Annotated in this window: 17 protein-coding genes; 8 read left to right on the top strand and 9 right to left on the bottom strand. The window is 63.6% G+C overall.

What is annotated here, in order from left to right; genetic code table 11:
• Window positions 1–55: 55 nt before the first annotated feature.
• Complete coding sequence (locus RPG13_RS26135) at window positions 56–1042, bottom strand: IS5 family transposase (RefSeq protein WP_126103272.1); 987 nt, start codon at window positions 1040–1042, stop codon at window positions 56–58.
• 210 nt (window positions 1043–1252) lie between these two features.
• Window positions 1253–1849 (bottom strand): DUF922 domain-containing Zn-dependent protease, encoded by a 597-nt coding sequence (locus RPG13_RS26130; protein ID WP_337126344.1) that lies wholly within the window; start codon window positions 1847–1849, stop codon window positions 1253–1255.
• A 237-nt stretch (window positions 1850–2086) separates the two neighbouring features.
• Between RPG13_RS26130 and msuE the strand changes: the two genes are divergently transcribed.
• The 5 genes from msuE (at window position 2087) to RPG13_RS26105 (ending at window position 6780) form a co-directional block, all read left to right on the top strand.
• Window positions 2087–2644 carry an FMN reductase gene (gene msuE, locus RPG13_RS26125; RefSeq protein WP_337126343.1) on the top strand — a complete coding sequence of 186 codons (558 nt, stop codon included), beginning with the start codon at window positions 2087–2089 and terminating at the stop codon, window positions 2642–2644.
• A 48-nt stretch (window positions 2645–2692) separates the two neighbouring features.
• On the top strand, window positions 2693–4057 hold the full coding sequence (locus RPG13_RS26120) for an LLM class flavin-dependent oxidoreductase (RefSeq protein WP_127293684.1): 1365 nt from the start codon (window positions 2693–2695) through the stop codon (window positions 4055–4057).
• 25 nt (window positions 4058–4082) lie between these two features.
• Window positions 4083–4931, top strand: a complete 849-nt coding sequence (locus RPG13_RS26115) for an ABC transporter permease (RefSeq protein ID WP_128284062.1) — start codon at window positions 4083–4085, stop codon at window positions 4929–4931.
• A 72-nt stretch (window positions 4932–5003) separates the two neighbouring features.
• Window positions 5004–6002, top strand: coding sequence for an ABC transporter substrate-binding protein (locus tag RPG13_RS26110; protein ID WP_337126342.1), 999 nt, complete (start codon window positions 5004–5006; stop codon window positions 6000–6002).
• 16 nt (window positions 6003–6018) lie between these two features.
• Complete coding sequence (locus RPG13_RS26105; RefSeq protein ID WP_337126341.1) at window positions 6019–6780, top strand: ABC transporter ATP-binding protein; 762 nt, start codon at window positions 6019–6021, stop codon at window positions 6778–6780.
• A gap of 33 nt (window positions 6781–6813) precedes the next feature.
• Here RPG13_RS26105 and RPG13_RS26100 read toward each other — a convergent pair whose 3' ends face one another.
• From RPG13_RS26100 to RPG13_RS26090, 3 genes are all read right to left on the bottom strand, one after another.
• On the bottom strand, window positions 6814–8781 hold the full coding sequence (locus tag RPG13_RS26100; RefSeq protein ID WP_337126340.1) for an acyltransferase family protein: 1968 nt from the start codon (window positions 8779–8781) through the stop codon (window positions 6814–6816).
• 282 nt (window positions 8782–9063) lie between these two features.
• Window positions 9064–9426: an SPW repeat protein gene (locus RPG13_RS26095; RefSeq protein ID WP_095482788.1), complete on the bottom strand. Its 363-nt coding sequence runs from the start codon at window positions 9424–9426 to the stop codon at window positions 9064–9066.
• 251 nt (window positions 9427–9677) lie between these two features.
• A complete protein-coding gene (locus tag RPG13_RS26090; protein ID WP_337126339.1) occupies window positions 9678–9899 on the bottom strand; it encodes an alkylphosphonate utilization protein in 222 nt (73 codons plus the stop codon).
• Between the two features lie 143 nt (window positions 9900–10042).
• On the opposite strand from RPG13_RS26090, the gene RPG13_RS26085 reads away from it, so the two are divergent.
• Entirely contained in the window at window positions 10043–10396 is a 354-nt protein-coding gene (locus tag RPG13_RS26085) for a cupin domain-containing protein (protein ID WP_337126338.1), read from the top strand.
• 155 nt (window positions 10397–10551) lie between these two features.
• On the opposite strand, the gene RPG13_RS26080 is transcribed toward RPG13_RS26085, so the two are convergent.
• Window positions 10552–10782: a hypothetical protein gene (locus RPG13_RS26080; protein ID WP_095482786.1), complete on the bottom strand. Its 231-nt coding sequence runs from the start codon at window positions 10780–10782 to the stop codon at window positions 10552–10554.
• A 259-nt stretch (window positions 10783–11041) separates the two neighbouring features.
• A complete protein-coding gene (locus tag RPG13_RS26075) occupies window positions 11042–11299 on the bottom strand; it encodes a hypothetical protein (RefSeq protein WP_095482785.1) in 258 nt (85 codons plus the stop codon).
• A gap of 313 nt (window positions 11300–11612) precedes the next feature.
• On the opposite strand from RPG13_RS26075, the gene RPG13_RS26070 reads away from it, so the two are divergent.
• Both RPG13_RS26070 and RPG13_RS26065 read left to right on the top strand, forming a co-directional pair.
• Window positions 11613–12542, top strand: a complete 930-nt coding sequence (locus tag RPG13_RS26070) for a hypothetical protein (protein WP_095482784.1) — start codon at window positions 11613–11615, stop codon at window positions 12540–12542.
• 206 nt (window positions 12543–12748) lie between these two features.
• A complete protein-coding gene (locus tag RPG13_RS26065; protein WP_245329728.1) occupies window positions 12749–14740 on the top strand; it encodes an AI-2E family transporter in 1992 nt (663 codons plus the stop codon).
• Between the two features lie 15 nt (window positions 14741–14755).
• On the opposite strand, the gene RPG13_RS26060 is transcribed toward RPG13_RS26065, so the two are convergent.
• Complete coding sequence (locus RPG13_RS26060; protein ID WP_095482782.1) at window positions 14756–15685, bottom strand: phosphatidate cytidylyltransferase; 930 nt, start codon at window positions 15683–15685, stop codon at window positions 14756–14758.
• A gap of 22 nt (window positions 15686–15707) precedes the next feature.
• Window positions 15708–16415 (bottom strand): lysophospholipid acyltransferase family protein, encoded by a 708-nt coding sequence (locus RPG13_RS26055; protein ID WP_095482781.1) that lies wholly within the window; start codon window positions 16413–16415, stop codon window positions 15708–15710.
• Window positions 16416–16417: the final 2 nt, after the last annotated feature.

Raw genomic sequence — 16417 nt, 5'->3', positions numbered from 1 at the left:
GAGGCCTTTGTCGGTTTAGGCAGCCATCCTGCCGGATTGTGGACGCACTCCTCCCTCATGTCCGCCTCTCATCGGGTGGATAGAGGACGCCAATCATGGTGCGCAGATTGTAAGCGCAGGCGGCCAGTATGCACTGCGTGCGGTTGGTGGCGAGGTTGAAGAAGCGCAGGCGTCGCATGCCGTAACGCTCCTTGAACACGGCGAAAGGCCGCTCCACTGCCGCCCGCACCTTGGCGATCAGCCGGTTGCGCAGCTTGTGGCGCGGCGGCAACTCGGGGTGATGCTTGTTGGGCCGCCGCATCAGCCGGTCCTTAATGTTGGCGGCGGCGAGCCGGGCATGGCGGGCGTGGGTGTAATAGGCTTGATCGCCATAGGCCGCCTTCTCGTCGCCGCAGATCAACTGGTCGGCCGGCTCGGTGTCGGTGACCGAGGCGTCGCTCGCCTCGACACGCCGGATCAAGGTGTGCTCCTGGTCGACGCCGATGTGCATCTTGTAGCCGAAGGTGCTCTTCTTGCCCTTCTTGCCCCAACGCGCATCCTTGTCGGCCGACGGCTTGACCGGACCTTGGTGGCCCTTTTTCGGCTGCTTGGGCGGACGGCCACGAGCCTGCAGGAACGTGGCATCGACCAAGGTGCCGCGCTTGACGATCAGGCCCTTCTCCTCCAGCTGACGGTTGATCTCCTCAAAGACCTTGTCGATCAGTCGCTCACGCGTCAGCTCCTCGCGGAAGCGCCACAGTGTCGAATGGTCGGGCGTGCGGTCCGAAAGGCTGAAACCGGCAAAGCGGCGGAACGACAATCGGTCCCGGATCTGCGCCTCAAGCGCCGGATCGCTCAGCCCATGCCACATGCCCAGCAAAAGACAGCGCACCAGCGGTTCCGCCGGATAGCTGGTGTTGCCCGAGCCAGGACCGCTGCGCTGACCCAGCAATGTTCGGATCGGCGCCCAGTCCAGTTCCTTCGATACTAGGTCGAAAATCGTCTCATCCGACGCCGCCAGACCGTCCGCCAGACTCAACTGACCCAAAACACGATCCGCCATCCCGAATCTCCCTGCTCCAACCTTCACCACAGAATCACCGTTCGGCTTCTGTGCAAAGGTCTCTCAAGGGGGGAGATTGCGCCTTCGTATCGCTCCGGCCTCAATCGCGGATGTTGAAGGACGAGGTGCGGCGTTGCGGTCAGCCGATCTCCCCCCTTGAGGGGGAGATGCCCGGCAGGGCAGAGGGGGGGTGCTTCGCTCCATCCGCCCCTACCGCCCCATCAGCAAATTCACGATGAGCTGCTGCAGATTGCCGCGCGGGGCGAATTCTACCCGGTCGAAATCGCGGCTTGCCTGTCGCTGCGCCTGGGAGAGTTCGGTAAGCCGCCTGGTCATTTCGGTCCTGATCTTTTTGCAGCCGGGATCGTCGGGGACGGACAGGCCGATGGTGGCCGTCTCGATCTTGCGGACCATGTCGACGATGATGTCGCCATGCACCTTTTCGTGGGCGGCGAGGCCAGTGGCAAAAACGTCCCAGCTCTTCTGCACGGCGGCCGGCACCGGCCCGGACGTTTTGGGCAAGGTGTAGGTTATGATGAGCTTCGGCCGCGCCGATACCAGCACGCAGGCATTGCCTTGTCGCTGATAATCCCTGACCCAGGTCAGCTTGAAATTGGTGTAGGCCATGGCACGGACCTTGCCTTTGCCGATCATCGGCCCCCGCTCGCCCATCGAGGCATGGAGCTGGGGACCGGTCTGTCCTGAAACGGCGTAGGTCTCGACCGTCTCAATCGGCTTCCATCCCGCCTGCGCCGGCGATGCCAACAAACAGGCCAGGAGCAGAGACGTCAGAACAGCTGTTTTCATGCGAATCCCCCGGGCGATGCCTTTGGTGCGCTTGATCATCAACGCGTGGCCGGAATGCGGTCAAGGCGCCCTTGCCCTAAACCTCGGCGTCCGCATTGCGCGTCGAATGAACCAATCAACGGCGATGTGCCGCAAACTCAATCCGCTTGGCGGGCTCGTTTTGAAATCTTCTCGCTCATTTAATTCTATAAACTAAGTAGAGTTACTACACACAAGCCGTTTTGCGAGGAGACCGAAATGTCGAAGAAACTGGTGGTGGGGCTGTCGGGCAACCTGACCCGTCCGTCGAAGACCAAGGCATTCATCAGCCACATCGTCGCGGAGGTGGCGAGCAGCACCGGTGCAGCCTCGACCGTTTTCGACATCGAGGATCTCGGCCAATCCTTCCCGCTGGCAAGGCGCATCGGCGATCTGGTTCCGCTGGCCAGGAGCATCGTCGAGCGATTGCTGGGTGCCGATGTCCTGGTGGTTGGCTCGCCGACTTTCAAAGGCAGCTACACCGGGCTTTTCAAGCATTTCTTCGACCTGCTCGACCCGTCGTCCCTGAGGGGAAAACCGGTCATCCTCGCTGCAACTGGCGGCGGCGATCGTCATTCGCTGGTTGTCGAACATCAGCTGCGGCCGCTGTTCGGTTTCTTCGAGGCACTGACCCTGCCGACCGCGATCTACGCCTCCGACAAGGACTTCGCCGACGGCGTGCTGGTCTCCGAAGCCATCCATTCTCGCGTCAGGCAAGCGGTCGCCGAAGCATGCCGGGTGGCCGGAACGCCACGCAGCGTCGGTCTTGCCGCCTGAACGCCGGTCAGCCGATTCCCTTTCCGCACAGCACAGAAGGAACCCGCAATGACCAGACCCAGCAAGTCCAGACAGATCAAGCTTGGTGCCTTCCTGCCCGGTGGCGGACAGCATATCGCAGCCTGGCGCCATCCTGAGGCGCCGGCCGACGGCGCGACGAATTTCGAGTTCCACAGGCAGCTCGCGCTGACCGCCGAACGCGGCCTGTTCGACGCCTATTTCCTCGCCGACAATCTGACCGTTGGCCTCGGCGCCCGCGAAGGCGGCAATGCCAAGATCGCCGGGTTCGAGCCGGTGACGCTGTTCGCCGCATTGGCGCCGCTCACCACGCATCTGGGCTTCATCGCCACCGCCTCCACCACCTATGAGGAGCCTTATACGCTCGCCCGCAAATTCGCCTCGCTCGATCTTCTGTCGAATGGCCGGGCCGGCTGGAACGTCGTGACCTCGGCAGGCGACGACACCGCGCGCAATTTCAACCGCGACGCCCAGCCGAACCACGCCGAGCGCTATGCCCGCGCGCATGAGCATGTCGAGACGGTCAAGGCGCTGTGGGACAGCTGGGAAGACGACGCCTTCATCCGCGACAAGAAGTCGGGCCGCTTCTACGACAAGGACAAGCTTCACGACATCGACCACAAGGGCCAGCATTTCAGCGTCAAAGGCCCGCTCAATGTGCCGCGCCCGGTGCAAGGGCACCCGGTGGTGGTGCAGGCCGGGCAGTCGGAGGACGGCCGCAAGCTCGCCGCCCAATCGGCTGAGGTGATCTTCACGGCTCATCAGAACCTGGCCTCGGCGCAAGAATTCTATCGCGACATCAAGGCGCGCGTGGCGGCTGCCGGCCGCGATCCCGGACAGGTGCTGATCATGCCGGGCGTGGCACCGTTCGTTGGCCGCACCGAAGACGAAGCCCGCGCCAAGTACCAGCAGCTGAACGAGCTGATCCTGCCCGAGGACGGCGTCGCCCTGCTCAACGGGCTGGCCGGCCAAACGCTCGACATCAGCGGTTACCCGCTCGACGGACCGCTGCCGCCGAGCAAGGAAACCGAAGGCATGAAGAGCCGCCAGGCGCTGATCCGCCAGATCGCCGACGAGCACAACTTCACCATCCGCCAGCTCTACCAGTGGGTGGCAACGGCCCGCGGCCACTACACCGTCATCGGCAGCGCGGTGCAGGTCGCCGATCAGCTGGAGGAATGGTTCGGCAACGAGGCTGCCGACGGCTTCAATATCCTGCCGCCATGGCTGCCTGGCGCGCTTGATGACTTTGTCGACCTGGTGATCCCCGAGCTGCAGCGCCGCGGCCTGTTCCGCACCGCCTATGAAGGCAGGACGCTGCGCGAGAATCTCGGCCTCAGGCGGCCGGAAAACCCCTGGACCGCAGCCCGCTCGAAGGTGCTGGCCGCCGAATAAATTCTTTTAAGCAAAGGGCAAGACGATGAGTCTGCAACACATCGAGCAGCCGGTCACGATCGCTGCACATGACGGCAGAACCAGCCTTGGCGCCGATTTTCCGCGCCTGGCCAACCGGACTGTCGTCCGCTTCCTGTCCCGATACGGCATCCTGATCGCCTTCCTCGCGATCTGGCAGGTCTCGAGCCGCGCGGGATGGGTCAACGCCGCTGTGCTGCCGCCGATCGACACGATCGTCACCGCATTGTGGAACGGCCTGGCCGGCGGCACCTTGCTTGGCGACATCGCCATCAGCCTGCAGCGCGCCGGCCTCGCCTTCGCGGCGGCCGTGGCGGTCGCTATCCCGCTCGGCCTGTTCATGGGCCAGGTGCGCACCGTCGAAACCGCGCTTGACCCGATCCTGCAGGTTTTCCGGCAGACCTCGGCGCTGGCGCTCTACCCGGTGTTCATCCTGCTGCTCGGGCTGGGGGAGGCATCAAAGGTCTTCGTCATCTTCTGGGCGACGCTGTTTCCGCTGCTGCTCAACACCATCAGCGGCGTCAAGCAAGTCGATCCGAAACTGCTCGAGATGGCCCGGGTCTACGGCGCCGCGCGGCTCACCGTGTTTCGCCGTGTCGTGCTTCCAGGGGCCGTCCCGTCGATCTTCGTGGGCTTAAGGCTGAGTGCGACCACGGCGCTCTTGTTGCTGATCGCCTCCGAAATGATCGGCGCCAACAAGGGCATCGGCTTCCAGGTGATGAACGCGCAGTACAACTTCCAGATCCCGCTGATGTTTGCGGCGATCGTCATCCTCGCCGGGCTCGGCCTGATCGCCAACCAGGCCCTGGTCAGCCTGCAGCGGCGGCTCTGCCGCTGGAGCGATCCCATCGACTGACCAGCTCTCACCATCTCTCCAACAGGCCATCCTCTCCAACAGGCCAACCTCTCCAACAAGAAAGACCGGACCATGCCAATCACTCGCCGTTCCCTGCTTGCCGGCGCTCCCTTTGCCGCCGGCATCATCGCCGCCGGCCTGCCTCGCTTTGCCGCTGCGCAAGCCGCGCCGGTCACGTTGCGCTACCTTGCCAGCCGCGGCAGCATCTCGCCGCATGAGCTGGCGGACGAGCTCGGCTATTTCAAGGATTTCGGCGTCAAGCTGGAGAATGTCGGCTACTCCGGCGGCGGCCCGGAATCGCTGTTCGCGCTCGCCTCCGGCAGCGTCGATCTCGGCTCGGCCGCAACCGCTGCGGTGATCAATTCGATCTCCGGTGGCAACGACTTCGTCGCCGCCTATCCAAGCAACGGCATCAACAGCCAAGTGCGCAGCGTCTTCTACGTGCTGGAAGACAGTCCGATCAAATCGATTGCCGACATCACCGGCAAGACCATTGCGGTCAACACGCTCGGCGCCCATCTCGACTATACCGTGCGCGAGGCGCTGCACGGAGCCGGCCTGCCGCCGGATGCCGCTAACCTCGTCGTGGTGCCCGGGCCGCAGCTCGAGCAGACCTTGCGGTCGCGCCAGGTCGATATCGCGGCACTCGGCTATTGGCAGGCGACGTTTGCCGGCGCCCTTGTCGACAATGGCGGCGTGCGCGGCGTGTTCAACGACACCGATGTGCTGGGCGAACTGGCCGGCGGCTTCATTGTCCTGCGGCGCGACTTCATCACGGCGCATCCGGATGGCGCCCGCAATTTCGTCGAACAGTCGGCGCGCGCCGCCGACTGGTCGCGCCAGAACCCGGACGAGGCGCGCAAGGTGCTTGCTGATATCCTCGACAAGCGCGGCGAAAATGGCGCGCTGGCGCGCTACTGGACCGGCTTCGGCCTGCGCGAAGGGGCGAAGGCTGACGATCGCGACATCGACTTCTGGGTCAGCGTGCTCGAACGCGACGGCCGCCTGCCCAAGGGCAAGCTGAAAGCCGCTGACATCCTCTACCGGCGCGGCGAAACGAAGACCAACTGACCGGGAGACGGGTGCCATGGCCAGCAAAAGCGGCGGCGAGGTCACGATACGCGACCTCTCCAAATCCTTCACCCTCAGTGGGCGCCCTCTTGCCGTGCTGAGGGCGCTCAACCTCGATATCCGCTCCGGTGAATGTCTCGTCATCGTCGGCGCCAGCGGATCGGGCAAGACCACGCTGCTGCGCATTCTTGCCGGGCTGGAGGCAGCAGACAGCGGCGGGGTCGCGATCGACGGCAAGCCGGTCCATGGCGTCGGCGCCGAGCGCGCGGTCATCTTCCAGGAACCGCGCCTGCTGCCCTGGCTGACAGTGCTCGGCAACGTCGCCTTTGGCCTCGAAGTGCGGGGCGTGCCCAAGGCGGAGGCCGAGGACAAGGCCCGCTTCTATACCGCGCTCGTCGGCCTGGCCGAATTCAGCGATGCCTATCCCCGGCAGCTTTCGGGCGGCATGGCGCAGCGCGTCGGCATCGCCCGGGCCTTGACCGTGCAGCCTGAAATCCTGCTGCTCGACGAGCCGCTAGGCGCGCTCGACGCCATGACCAAGATCGGCATGCAAGAGGAGCTGGCGCGCATCTGGAGCGAGGAGAACGTCACCATGGTCATGGTCACTCATGATCTGGAGGAAGCGATCTATCTTGCGGACAGGGTGCTGATCCTGCCCAGGGAGAAAGGCGGCACGGCACGGCTGATCGAGGTTGAGCTGCCGCGCCCCCGCGATCGCAGCGAAAGCCAGTTCGTGCGCTATCGCGAAGAACTGCTGCGTGAGTTTGGCCTGCACTGAGGCGAGGGGTGAAAGGCGCGTCTTGCGCCGCCCTTATTTCTCCGCCGCCACCTTCGAGAACAGCGCGCGCTCGACCGGCGGCTCCAGCGTTTGCGCAAAGGGCGTCGCCATGTGGTGGCGATCGCGGTAGGCCAGCTTGCCGTCGATGAAGACATGGCAGGTCTTGGCGTCGCAGAACCGGTCGGTCATATCGATATAGGTCGCGTTGGGAATGGCGCGCACGATATCGCGCTCCACCGCGGCCACGGCGTCGTTGGCGGCGTCGCTTCGCGGCGCATCACATACCGATGGCGCCTGTCCGCGCCACAGCGCGCGGGCCACGCAGGTGTCGACGAACATGCCGTTGAACGGCACATCGCGGATGAAGGCGACCTTCAGCCCGGCTTGGCTGAAGGCCTCCAGCGTTGAGCGCAGACCGGCCTGCCAGTCCTGATCCTGGGTGTCGGGCACCTTCGCGTCGGGCGACAGTTTGCGCGAGCTCGTCAGCGATATCTCCGAGATCACCACCAGGCTCGGGCGCAGGGCTATGATCTCCTTGATCGATTGCTCGCGCCATTGATCGCACTCGGTGTAGTCGCGCTTCAGCTTCGAGCTCCAGACCGTCAGCCGTGAGGCCCGGCAGGCGGATTTGAGCCAGGTGACGACCTTGTAGTTGTTCTTCTTCGCCGCCTCGATCAGCGGCGTCGACCAGTGGTCGGCATGCGAATCGCCGAACAGCGCGATCGAGTGCTCGGCGTTCTTGGCGCCGAACTCGCAGGCCTTCGGCGTGACGGTCTCGTAGTCGAGAATGCAGCCCACCTTGGCGCGCGCAGTGGAAGGCTGTGCGGCAGTTTCGGCAATGATGCGTTGTGAGGGGTCGAGATCGTGCACGGCAAGGCGCGCATTGGCATAGGTCGCCACCACGCTGGCACCGGTCAGCATTGCGGCGGGGACAAGCGCGCGCGCCGCATTCGCCATCAGCCAGCCGTTGCGGCGGATCGGGTTCTCGATAAAATTATAGGTGAAGATCGAGAGCGCCAGCGTCAATGCTGCGCAGGCAAGCCGCCCGGGCCAGGAAAGATCGGGAACCATCATCGTCGCATAGACGATGACCGGCCAATGCCAGAGATAGAGCGAGTAGGAAAGTTTCCCCACCCATTGCAACGGCGGCAGCGCCAGCACGGCGCTGGGTCCTCTTTGAGCATTGCCGGAACCGCTGAGCAGCAGGAGCACGGTGCCGGCCACCGGCACCACCGCCGCGACGCCGGGGAAGGGGGTGTCCTGCTCGCTGAAGGTCAGATAGGCGCCGGTGATCAGCGCCAGGCCAAGCCATGCCAATGCTGCGCCCAGTTGCGGGCGCGCCCGCCAGAATTTTGCCGGCGCCATCGTCGCCAGGCCGCCGGCGGCAAATTCCCAGGCCCTGAGCGGCGAGAAATAGAAGGCCCAGGGCTGCGCCACGGTGGTGAGCCAGGCGCAGACGGCGAACGACACCACGCCGGCGACGCCGATCACCAGGATCGCGGCGCGCTTGCCCGGGCGCAGCCATGCGGCCAGCAGAAGCAGCCCCGGCCATACGAGGTAGAACTGCTCCTCGACCGAGAGCGACCAGAAGTGGATGAAGGGGTTGTTCGCCGCATCGGGGGCGAAATAGTCGAACGCCCAGCGGATCAGCCAGAAATTGATCGCATAGGCCGAGGCGAACATGGCGCCTTTCGAATAGAGTGCCTGTTCGTCCGGCGACAGGATGAAGTAACCTGCGACAAGCGTGACGAGGATGACGAACAGCGAGGCCGGCAGCAGGCGCCGGGCGCGCCTTGCGTAGAAGCGCCACAGGTTCAGCCGGCCGTCCTCGGCGATTTCCCGCAGCAATTGGCCGGTGATCAGATAGCCGGAGATGACGAAGAAGATGTCGACGCCGGTGAAGCCGCCCGGCAGGTCCGACAGACCGAAATGGAACGCGACGACGCCCGAGACCGCCAGCGCACGCAGCCCTTCGATATCAGGCCGAAACGATGCTGACACGGCGATACCTCGCGTAGGTCGTTGAAAAGCCCACCCGTTGCGAAGACTCGACGCGATGCGCGGATATTGCAATGCAACAAATCTAACGCAGTGCAACATAAGTGGAGGTTCGCGGCGTGCTCGTCGGCGTGCGCATCAGCACCGCCGCCTGCATCCGCCGCGGCGGCCGATTTTTGAGCACAAGTAGAATAACTGGCCCGGCTAGCGGGCCTGCGTACCGATCTCAGGCTTTAGAGGAGCCCGGCGCGCGAGCGGCGGGCTCCTCCCCTTGGTCGTCACCGATCACGCATGCGCCGGCGGATGATGACGCGAGTCCCAGACCGCCCAGGCCGATGCCGCAACCACCAGCACGCCGAGGACAATATGGGTCGCCATCGCGTTGGCGTTCGCCATGAAGCCGAGCAGCCAGGGCGAAACGATCAGCCAGAGCCCGACAACAAGATTTACCCACTCTTCCCACTCGGCGAATACCGAAAGCGCCGTGATAGCCAAAGCACCGAGCACAACGCCGGCGATCCAGGCGTTCCACGCCGGATTGGTTTCAGCAGCGAAGCCGAGTACCCAGGGTGAGACGAACAGGCAGACCGCAAGGATCAGGTTGATCCAGTCCTGGGCCTTCTTTCCTTCCATCACATTGTTTGCCATGACAACCTCCACAGATGAAGTTTGACCAAAGCACCACGTCGCGTGCAACGCACGCTTAGTCATTGATATATTGCGCTTTCGACGGCCTTCAAGGAGCGGCCCTGCGCGGCCATGGCGTCGTCATTTCGCACCGCAGCGATGCCGTGTCTGCCATCTGCCTGCGCGGTTCAGAAGCGCCGATTCCCAGAGGCTTCCGCTTGCAAGGTCGAGGAGCCCGCGCAGATCATGGGGCAGGCGGCGTTCTCAGCCGATCACGCCTCCTTCAGGAACTCGGCTTTCAGCACCAGGCCCTTCACCTGCTTGGTATTGCACTCGATCTCGCCCGGATTGCCGGTGAGGCGAATGTTCTTCACCAGCGTGCCGCGCTTGATCGTTTCCGACGTGCCCTTGACCTTCAAATCCTTGATCAGGGTCACGGAATCGCCCTCGTTCAGCTGGGCGCCGTTGCTGTCTTTTACGATCGCGTCTGTCATGTCGGTTCTTTCATGGGGCCGGTCCACGGACTATCCGGCGGATGGCGGCCAGGTCAAGCATGCCGGGCACCCACGTTGCCCATATCAGGTGCTTCGGCTATTGACCGACAGCCAATGCCGGCACAGGTCAACGGAGCCCGACCATGACAGAGAAGACCATCCTCAAATTCGGCGCGGTCAAAAACGGGGAGGCGGGCGATCTCGTGGGCTGGATCGTTGTCGACGGCAACCCGACCATGAAGACTGCCGTCCAGCACACTACCGAGGACGGCAAGGTCATGTCGGGAACATGGCAGGCTACCCCCGGCACCTACCACGCGACCTACAGCGACTATGAATTCGTGCACATGATATCAGGCCGCATCGTCATCACCCCCGATGGCGGCGCGCCCGTCGAAGTCGGTCCCGGCGATGCCTTCGTGGTCGAGGCCGATTTCAAGGGAACGTGGAAGATCATCGAGCCGGTCACGAAGCATTTCGTCGTCAGGATCGGCTGAGGCAGGAGGCGAGCCTGGCAATCCTGTCATGGCCCGACACGCCGCCGCCAAACCTGTCGATCCCGGGTGTGTTGATCCCCGGGGCCTGTCGGGCGCCGCAAGTGGCACGGTCGAATAAAAAGATAGAGTCCCGTCCATTAGGGATGCATGAGACTCTAGAAATTGAAATAGATCGCCGGCGGATACGGACTGGGCACATCCTTGCCGGCCGGCGCCGCCATCGCACCGGACGACGCGGTAATCCCACCGGTAGCCTTATTGTCGAGCACCGGCCGGCTTTTCTCGGCTGTGGCTGCTTTCGCATCGGCGGCAACGACTTTCGTCTTAGCCTCCACGGTTTGCGACAATGCGAGCACGGCGAGCAGTGCAGATAGGGCAAGTTTCATGACGGATCCCTCTATGGTTAACGTAAGGTTAACCCCGGCCGCCGGCCCGAACACGGCCGCTGTGTGGAAGGGCGTGGAATTCTGTGGAATTCCTGGAATATCGGCTTGTGGAAAAGTGCGGCCCGTGGGGAACGGAGCAGGTGCCGGCGCGTATTAGGCTCGCAGCCGCATCAGGCGGCCGAAGCCCGGAACGGCGCGGCCGAACACGGACATCCAGTCGCGCTTGGCCGCCGATGTCGCGGCCAGCGCCGGTGTGAGATCAATCCTTGAAGCCGGTGGAGTCGAGCAGGGCGACCTGCTTGCCGTCGATGTAAAAGCGTATCACGTGCGCGCCACCGTCGACTTCGATGCGCGTCGGCTCGATGGCCGGCTTAGCCTGCTTGCCATATGTCGCTGCAGCGCGCGAGCCGGCAGCGGCTCGCGACGGTCCGTCCGGCCCGAAGGTCAGCAGCAGCAGTGCGGCGGATCCAGCCGCAATCGCGGTGAAGGAGATTTTGGGAGATGCAGTCCAGGACATCGAATTATTCCTTCCTTGTTGAGGCGGCATCTTGCGCTGGTTGCGAGAACTCGGCTTCGCCGTCGTTCAAATGACTGAGGAAGGGTGTTGGTATTCAAGCCTACATTAGCGTGAGTTCTATACGGTTTTGCCCTTGCCCTCCGCGACCTTAGCGCCGCCTGCCGGGGCGAAAAGGGCAGGTGCGTGGAACGGCATGGATTTCTGCGGATTTCCTGGAATATCGACTTTAGGAGAGGCCCGGCCCGCGATGAATGCGGTGGGAGCAAGTGCTGGCACATGTTAAGCCTTGCGGTGGCATAAAGGGGCAGGTGGGATGGCACAGCATATCGCGCAGAAGTTACGGCTGACTGTGGCCCTGCTGGGAACCATCAGCCGCAAGGACCTTGCGGCGGCGTTCCGGAACGTCAACCCGAACACGGCGTTCGATCTCGGCCGCGCCGACAAATGGCTGCAGGGCCGCGCCCAGCCACGCCAGCTCAGCGTCTACGACGATTGGTCGAAGGTTCTCAAGCTGGAGCAGCCAGGCGCCTGGATCGCCGAGAGCGACCTGCCAGGCTTCACCGCGGCGATCTGCGCCCGCCACGGCATCGAGAGGGCCGAACTGGAACGCCGCGTCGGCGCGCAGTTCGAGGCATCGTCTGGGCATGAGGAGCGAAGCCTCGGATTGGCCCTTGCCGGAACCTATGCGTGCTATTCGCATGCTTTGTCGCCCTATTATCGCGGCCAGTTGATCAGGGGCAGCCTGTCGATTGAGACTGGGCCGGGTGCGCGCGGCCTGACTGCCGCCTATCGAGAGGTGTTGCCGACCGGACAACTGCTGGTCGGCGGTCCGGTGAGCCCGGCAAAACGCGGCCTTTATGCGTTTCTGAAGGAAACCGGCGGCGATGCCCATTTCTTCCTCTGCCTGTTCCCACAGTCGCGGCCGGGAAGCGTGCTTGGCGGCTATATGTGCGGCACCACAATCATCGGCCCGGAGCCGCAGCCATCCTTGACTAGAATCCTGATCGTCCGCTTGCGCGACCCGGTGCCCGAGGCATGGGGCGGATATCTGCCGCCCGACGGGTCGATTGCTAGGGATTTGGCATCGCTAGGCGTGACCGTCGAGCAGCCGGAAGCGGTCGACCGGCAGCTGGCGCAATTCCTCGCCGGAGACAGCGACGGTAGCGCCAGCCAGATCCCGCCGGCCGAATTCCGCGCCGTTCTCGACGTGTTCGACCGTCATTGGCTGAGCCATTCGGGCTAGGCCGGAGCTCGTCTTCTGCCTCTGCGGAACCGATCACTACGTCAGTTGTTGTGTCCGGCGATTAAAGCGCCCGTCCTGATGTCCAGTCGGACCGCCAAGCGCCCGCCCTTGCCGCTCGCGTCTTCGAACTCGCCGGCGCGAAGAAGCGGAAGTTGCACGCCGGCTCAACATGCCCGATCATGGCTATGGCAGGGCGGAGGTATCAAGTGGCGGCCAATCGTCGAAACGGCATGCACTCCGCCGAGCTTGGGGTGATGGGCGTTGTTTCCTCTGCCAGAACCCTCCCGCGCATGTCACTGCCCACCGTCGCGACTGTCGTCGCGGCGGTTGCGGCCCTGTATTTCGGGCGCGAGGTTTTCCTGCCGATCGCAATCGCTCTGCTGCTTACATTTGCGCTTGCGCCCATGGTTTCGGCACTCAAACGAGTCGGCCTTCCCCGTCTCCCGGCCGTCATCGCCAGCGTGCTGAGTGCATTCACGGTCCTTGCGCTATTCTCCTTCATTGTCGTCACTCAGGTCAGCGAACTGGCGCAGAACATCCCGCTTTACCAGTCGAATATCCTGACCAAGGTCAGGTCCCTGAAGGAAACCGGCGTCGGCGGCGGCATCATCGCCAGGCTGGGCGGGGTGATCGAACGCGTTGGCCAGGAACTCGACAGGCAGGAAGCCTCACCGCTTACCGCAGATGAGCCAGAGCGCGAGCCGGTGCCTGTCGAGATCATCGCGCGCGAAAGGCCGCTCCAGGTTCTTCAGAACCTGATCGGCCCGCTGATCAGCCCGCTAGCGTCGGCCGGCCTGATCATCGTCGTCGTCATCTTCATGCTGCTCGAGCGCGAGGACCTGCGCGATCGTTTCATACGCCTCGTCGGGTACGGTGATCTTCATCGGACCACCGAGGCGCTCCAGGAAGCGGGCAAGCGGGTCGGCCGATATCTACTCATGCAATTAGTGGTGAACATCGTCTATGCCGTGCCGATTGCATTCGGGCTTTGGGTTCTGGGCATACCGAATGCGATGCTGTGGGGCCTGCTGGCGTTGGCGCTGCGCTTTGTTCCCTATATCGGCCCGATCGTTGGTGCGCTGCTGCCTCTGTTTCTGGCGCTTGCCGTGGCTCCCGGCTGGTCGCTCGTGCTGTGGACCGCCGGGCTGTTCGTGGCCATGGAAATGATAACCGGCAACGTGGTCGAACCGTGGCTCTACGGTTCACGAACGGGGCTTTCACCATTGGCCATCATCGTTGCGGCTATCTTCTGGACCTGGCTCTGGGGGCCGCTGGGCCTGGTTCTGTCGACGCCGCTCACTGTCTGTCTCGTCGTGCTCGGCAGGCACGTGCCGCAGTTCGAATTCCTCGACGTCCTGTTCGGCAACGAACCCGTGCTCGAACCGCATGCTCGGCTCTACCAACGGCTGTTGGCCGGTGATCCAGAGGAAGCCACAGATCACGCCGAGGAGATCCTGGAGGAAAAATATCTGTTCGAATTCTACGATAAGGTCGCCATTCCCGCACTTCTGCTCGGCGAACAGGATCGCGTGCGGGGCGTCATGGGCGATGAGCAAAGACGGCAGGTGGCGGCCAGTGCGCAGACGCTGGTGGCGAACCTCGACGACAGCGCACAGGAAGAAGCAGAGGAGGAAGACCCAGCCGCCGCCGAGGAAACCGGCTCGCGCAAGGACAAGGAGACTCAGGGGGAAGGCGAGGACGACGTCGAGTTGCCTGATGGCACGGACATGGCGGTGGTGTGCGCCGGCGGACGCGGCGAACTCGACGATGCCGCCGCCGCCATGCTGGCGCAGGTGCTCGAAGTCCAGGGCGCAACGATATCGAAGGCGAGCTTTGCCGAAATGGATCCGGCGAGCATTCGCCGGCTTGAGCTCGACGCTGTCGACGCCGTTGTGGTCGGCTTTCTGAACCGTGACTCAGTCAAGCACGCCCGTTTCCTGGTTCGTCGGCTGAAACGTATCAAAAGGGCGCTACGGGTGGGCATCGTGTTCTGGTCAGCGACCGACGGCGACAACAAGGAGACAGCCGCCAAATTGGCCAACGACATCAATGCCGATTTTGTGGCCCATGGCATGGTCGATGCCGTATTGGGCGCGTTGTCGAGCGATCCGCCCGTCGCGCTGAAGGCCGCTGCCAGGCGCCGCATTCGCCGTCGGCCGCCGGCCGCCAAGAAAGCGCCGCTTGCGGCTGCAAAATAAGGCTGCAGTGCGCTGTCACGTCCAGAAATAGCGAACCGTGTGGAAGAAAACCGGGGCGGCGAAGACCAGGCTGTCGGCGCGGTCCATCATGCCGCCATGGCCCTCGATCAGATGGCCCCAGTCCTTCACCCCCTGATCGCGCTTGATGGCGGAGGCGACCAGTCCGCCGAGAAATCCCATCAGGCAGGCGATGAAGGCGACACCCGCTGCCTGGAGCGGCGAGAACGGCGTCAGGAACGACAGCAGCGCGCCGAGCAGGCTCGATGCCACCAGCCCGCCGATCAGGCCCTCCCAAGTCTTCGACGGCGATACCTTGGGCGACATCAGATGCCTGCCGAACAGCTTGCCGAAAATGTATTGCAGCACGTCGCTGCCTTGCACGGCGATGATCAGGAAAGCGATCAGCAGCAAATTGCGACCTTCGAAGCCGGGCACCTCGAGCGTCAGCAGCGCCGGCACGTGGCTGACGCAGTAGACCGAGATCATGACGGCCCATTGCTGCGCCGAGACGCGCTCGAGAAATCGTTCGGTATCGCCGTGGAGCGCGGTGATCGCCGGCATAAGCAGAAAGCAGTAGACCGGGATGAATATGGTGAAGAGGCCGTACCAGGCGGTCCACACCAGCCAATACTGGAACGGGATGATGATGCCGAACATGCCGAGCAGCACCCAGTGGTCGCTGCGGCGGGTGTGCGTCAAAGTCACGAATTCGCGCAGCGCCGCAAACGAGATCAGCGCGAACAGGATGGTCATGCCGTGGCGACCGAAGAAGAAGGCGACGGTGATCGCCAGGACCATCACCCACCAGGCATTGATGCGCTGGTTGAGGTTGATCAGCGTCGAGGGCAGCGGCTTCGGCGCGCGCCACGACAGAATGCCGGCGACCAGGCTCGCCGTTATCAGCACCGCAGTGAGTCCGACAATCAGAATGAGGATTTCGCGCATTGGCATGTTGTCTGGTCGTCTCTTAGGGGTCGCATGATGTTTTTCGGAAAACCGGATTCCACTTTTCCGCATCATGCGCTGGCGGGCGGGGGTTCAGCGCAAGCAGCGTCTCGCGGGCGCGGTCGAGAAAGGCGCGGCGTTCCTCGCCAGGCGCAATCGCGATCGGCGCGCCGAAGACGACGCGGCAAAGCAGCGGCACGGGCACGAACTGGCCCTTGGGCAGCACCCGCGACATGTTCTCGATCCAGCACGGGATGAGCTCGACGTCGGGCCGCGCCATCGACAGATTGTAAAGGCCGGAACGGAACGGCAGCAGCGGCTGGTCGGTCATGTTGCGCGTGCCTTCGGGAAAGACGATCAGCGAATGGCCCTCGTCGAGCACCGACAGCATGATCGAAATCGGATTCTGCGCCTCATCGGTCCATTGCCGGTGAATGAGCACGGAGGACAGCATGTCCTGCGCGATGAACCGGCGCAGCCGCGATTTTCCCCAATAGTCGGCGGCAGCGACCGCATGGGTGCGGGCGCGCTCCTTCTCGCTGAGGCAGGCCGACAGCAGGATGAAGTCGCCGTGGCTGGCATGGTTGGCGAAGTAGATGCGCTGCCGGTCAGACGGCTGGCTGCCGTTCCAGATCGGCCGCACGCCGGTCACCGCCCAGGCCAGCGCCGACAGGCCGACCGAGGTCACGGTCTGCAGCATGGTGAAGGTGCGAGTGCCGAGCTTGCTCATCG

Origin of the sequence: Mesorhizobium sp. ISC15 (assembly GCF_037162615.1) — a bacterium.
Lineage (GTDB): Bacteria > Pseudomonadota > Alphaproteobacteria > Rhizobiales > Rhizobiaceae > Mesorhizobium > Mesorhizobium mediterraneum.
This window is presented reverse-complemented; position numbering and strand designations above follow the sequence as displayed.

Coding starts and splice junctions, on each gene's coding strand:
- RPG13_RS26110 (WP_337126342.1), top strand. CDS start 5,004: ATGCCAATCACTCGCCGTTCCCTGCTTGCCGGCGCTCCCTTTGCCGCC.
- RPG13_RS26105 (WP_337126341.1), top strand. CDS start 6,019: ATGGCCAGCAAAAGCGGCGGCGAGGTCACGATACGCGACCTCTCCAAA.
- RPG13_RS26080 (WP_095482786.1), bottom strand. CDS start 10,782: ATGAAACTTGCCCTATCTGCACTGCTCGCCGTGCTCGCATTGTCGCAA.
- RPG13_RS26095 (WP_095482788.1), bottom strand. CDS start 9,426: ATGGCAAACAATGTGATGGAAGGAAAGAAGGCCCAGGACTGGATCAAC.
- RPG13_RS26135 (WP_126103272.1), bottom strand. CDS start 1,042: ATGGCGGATCGTGTTTTGGGTCAGTTGAGTCTGGCGGACGGTCTGGCG.
- RPG13_RS26070 (WP_095482784.1), top strand. CDS start 11,613: ATGGCACAGCATATCGCGCAGAAGTTACGGCTGACTGTGGCCCTGCTG.
- RPG13_RS26055 (WP_095482781.1), bottom strand. CDS start 16,415: ATGAGCAAGCTCGGCACTCGCACCTTCACCATGCTGCAGACCGTGACC.
- RPG13_RS26060 (WP_095482782.1), bottom strand. CDS start 15,685: ATGCGCGAAATCCTCATTCTGATTGTCGGACTCACTGCGGTGCTGATA.
- msuE (WP_337126343.1), top strand. CDS start 2,087: ATGTCGAAGAAACTGGTGGTGGGGCTGTCGGGCAACCTGACCCGTCCG.
- RPG13_RS26085 (WP_337126338.1), top strand. CDS start 10,043: ATGACAGAGAAGACCATCCTCAAATTCGGCGCGGTCAAAAACGGGGAG.
- RPG13_RS26130 (WP_337126344.1), bottom strand. CDS start 1,849: ATGAAAACAGCTGTTCTGACGTCTCTGCTCCTGGCCTGTTTGTTGGCA.
- RPG13_RS26120 (WP_127293684.1), top strand. CDS start 2,693: ATGACCAGACCCAGCAAGTCCAGACAGATCAAGCTTGGTGCCTTCCTG.
- RPG13_RS26115 (WP_128284062.1), top strand. CDS start 4,083: ATGAGTCTGCAACACATCGAGCAGCCGGTCACGATCGCTGCACATGAC.
- RPG13_RS26090 (WP_337126339.1), bottom strand. CDS start 9,899: ATGACAGACGCGATCGTAAAAGACAGCAACGGCGCCCAGCTGAACGAG.
- RPG13_RS26075 (WP_095482785.1), bottom strand. CDS start 11,299: ATGTCCTGGACTGCATCTCCCAAAATCTCCTTCACCGCGATTGCGGCT.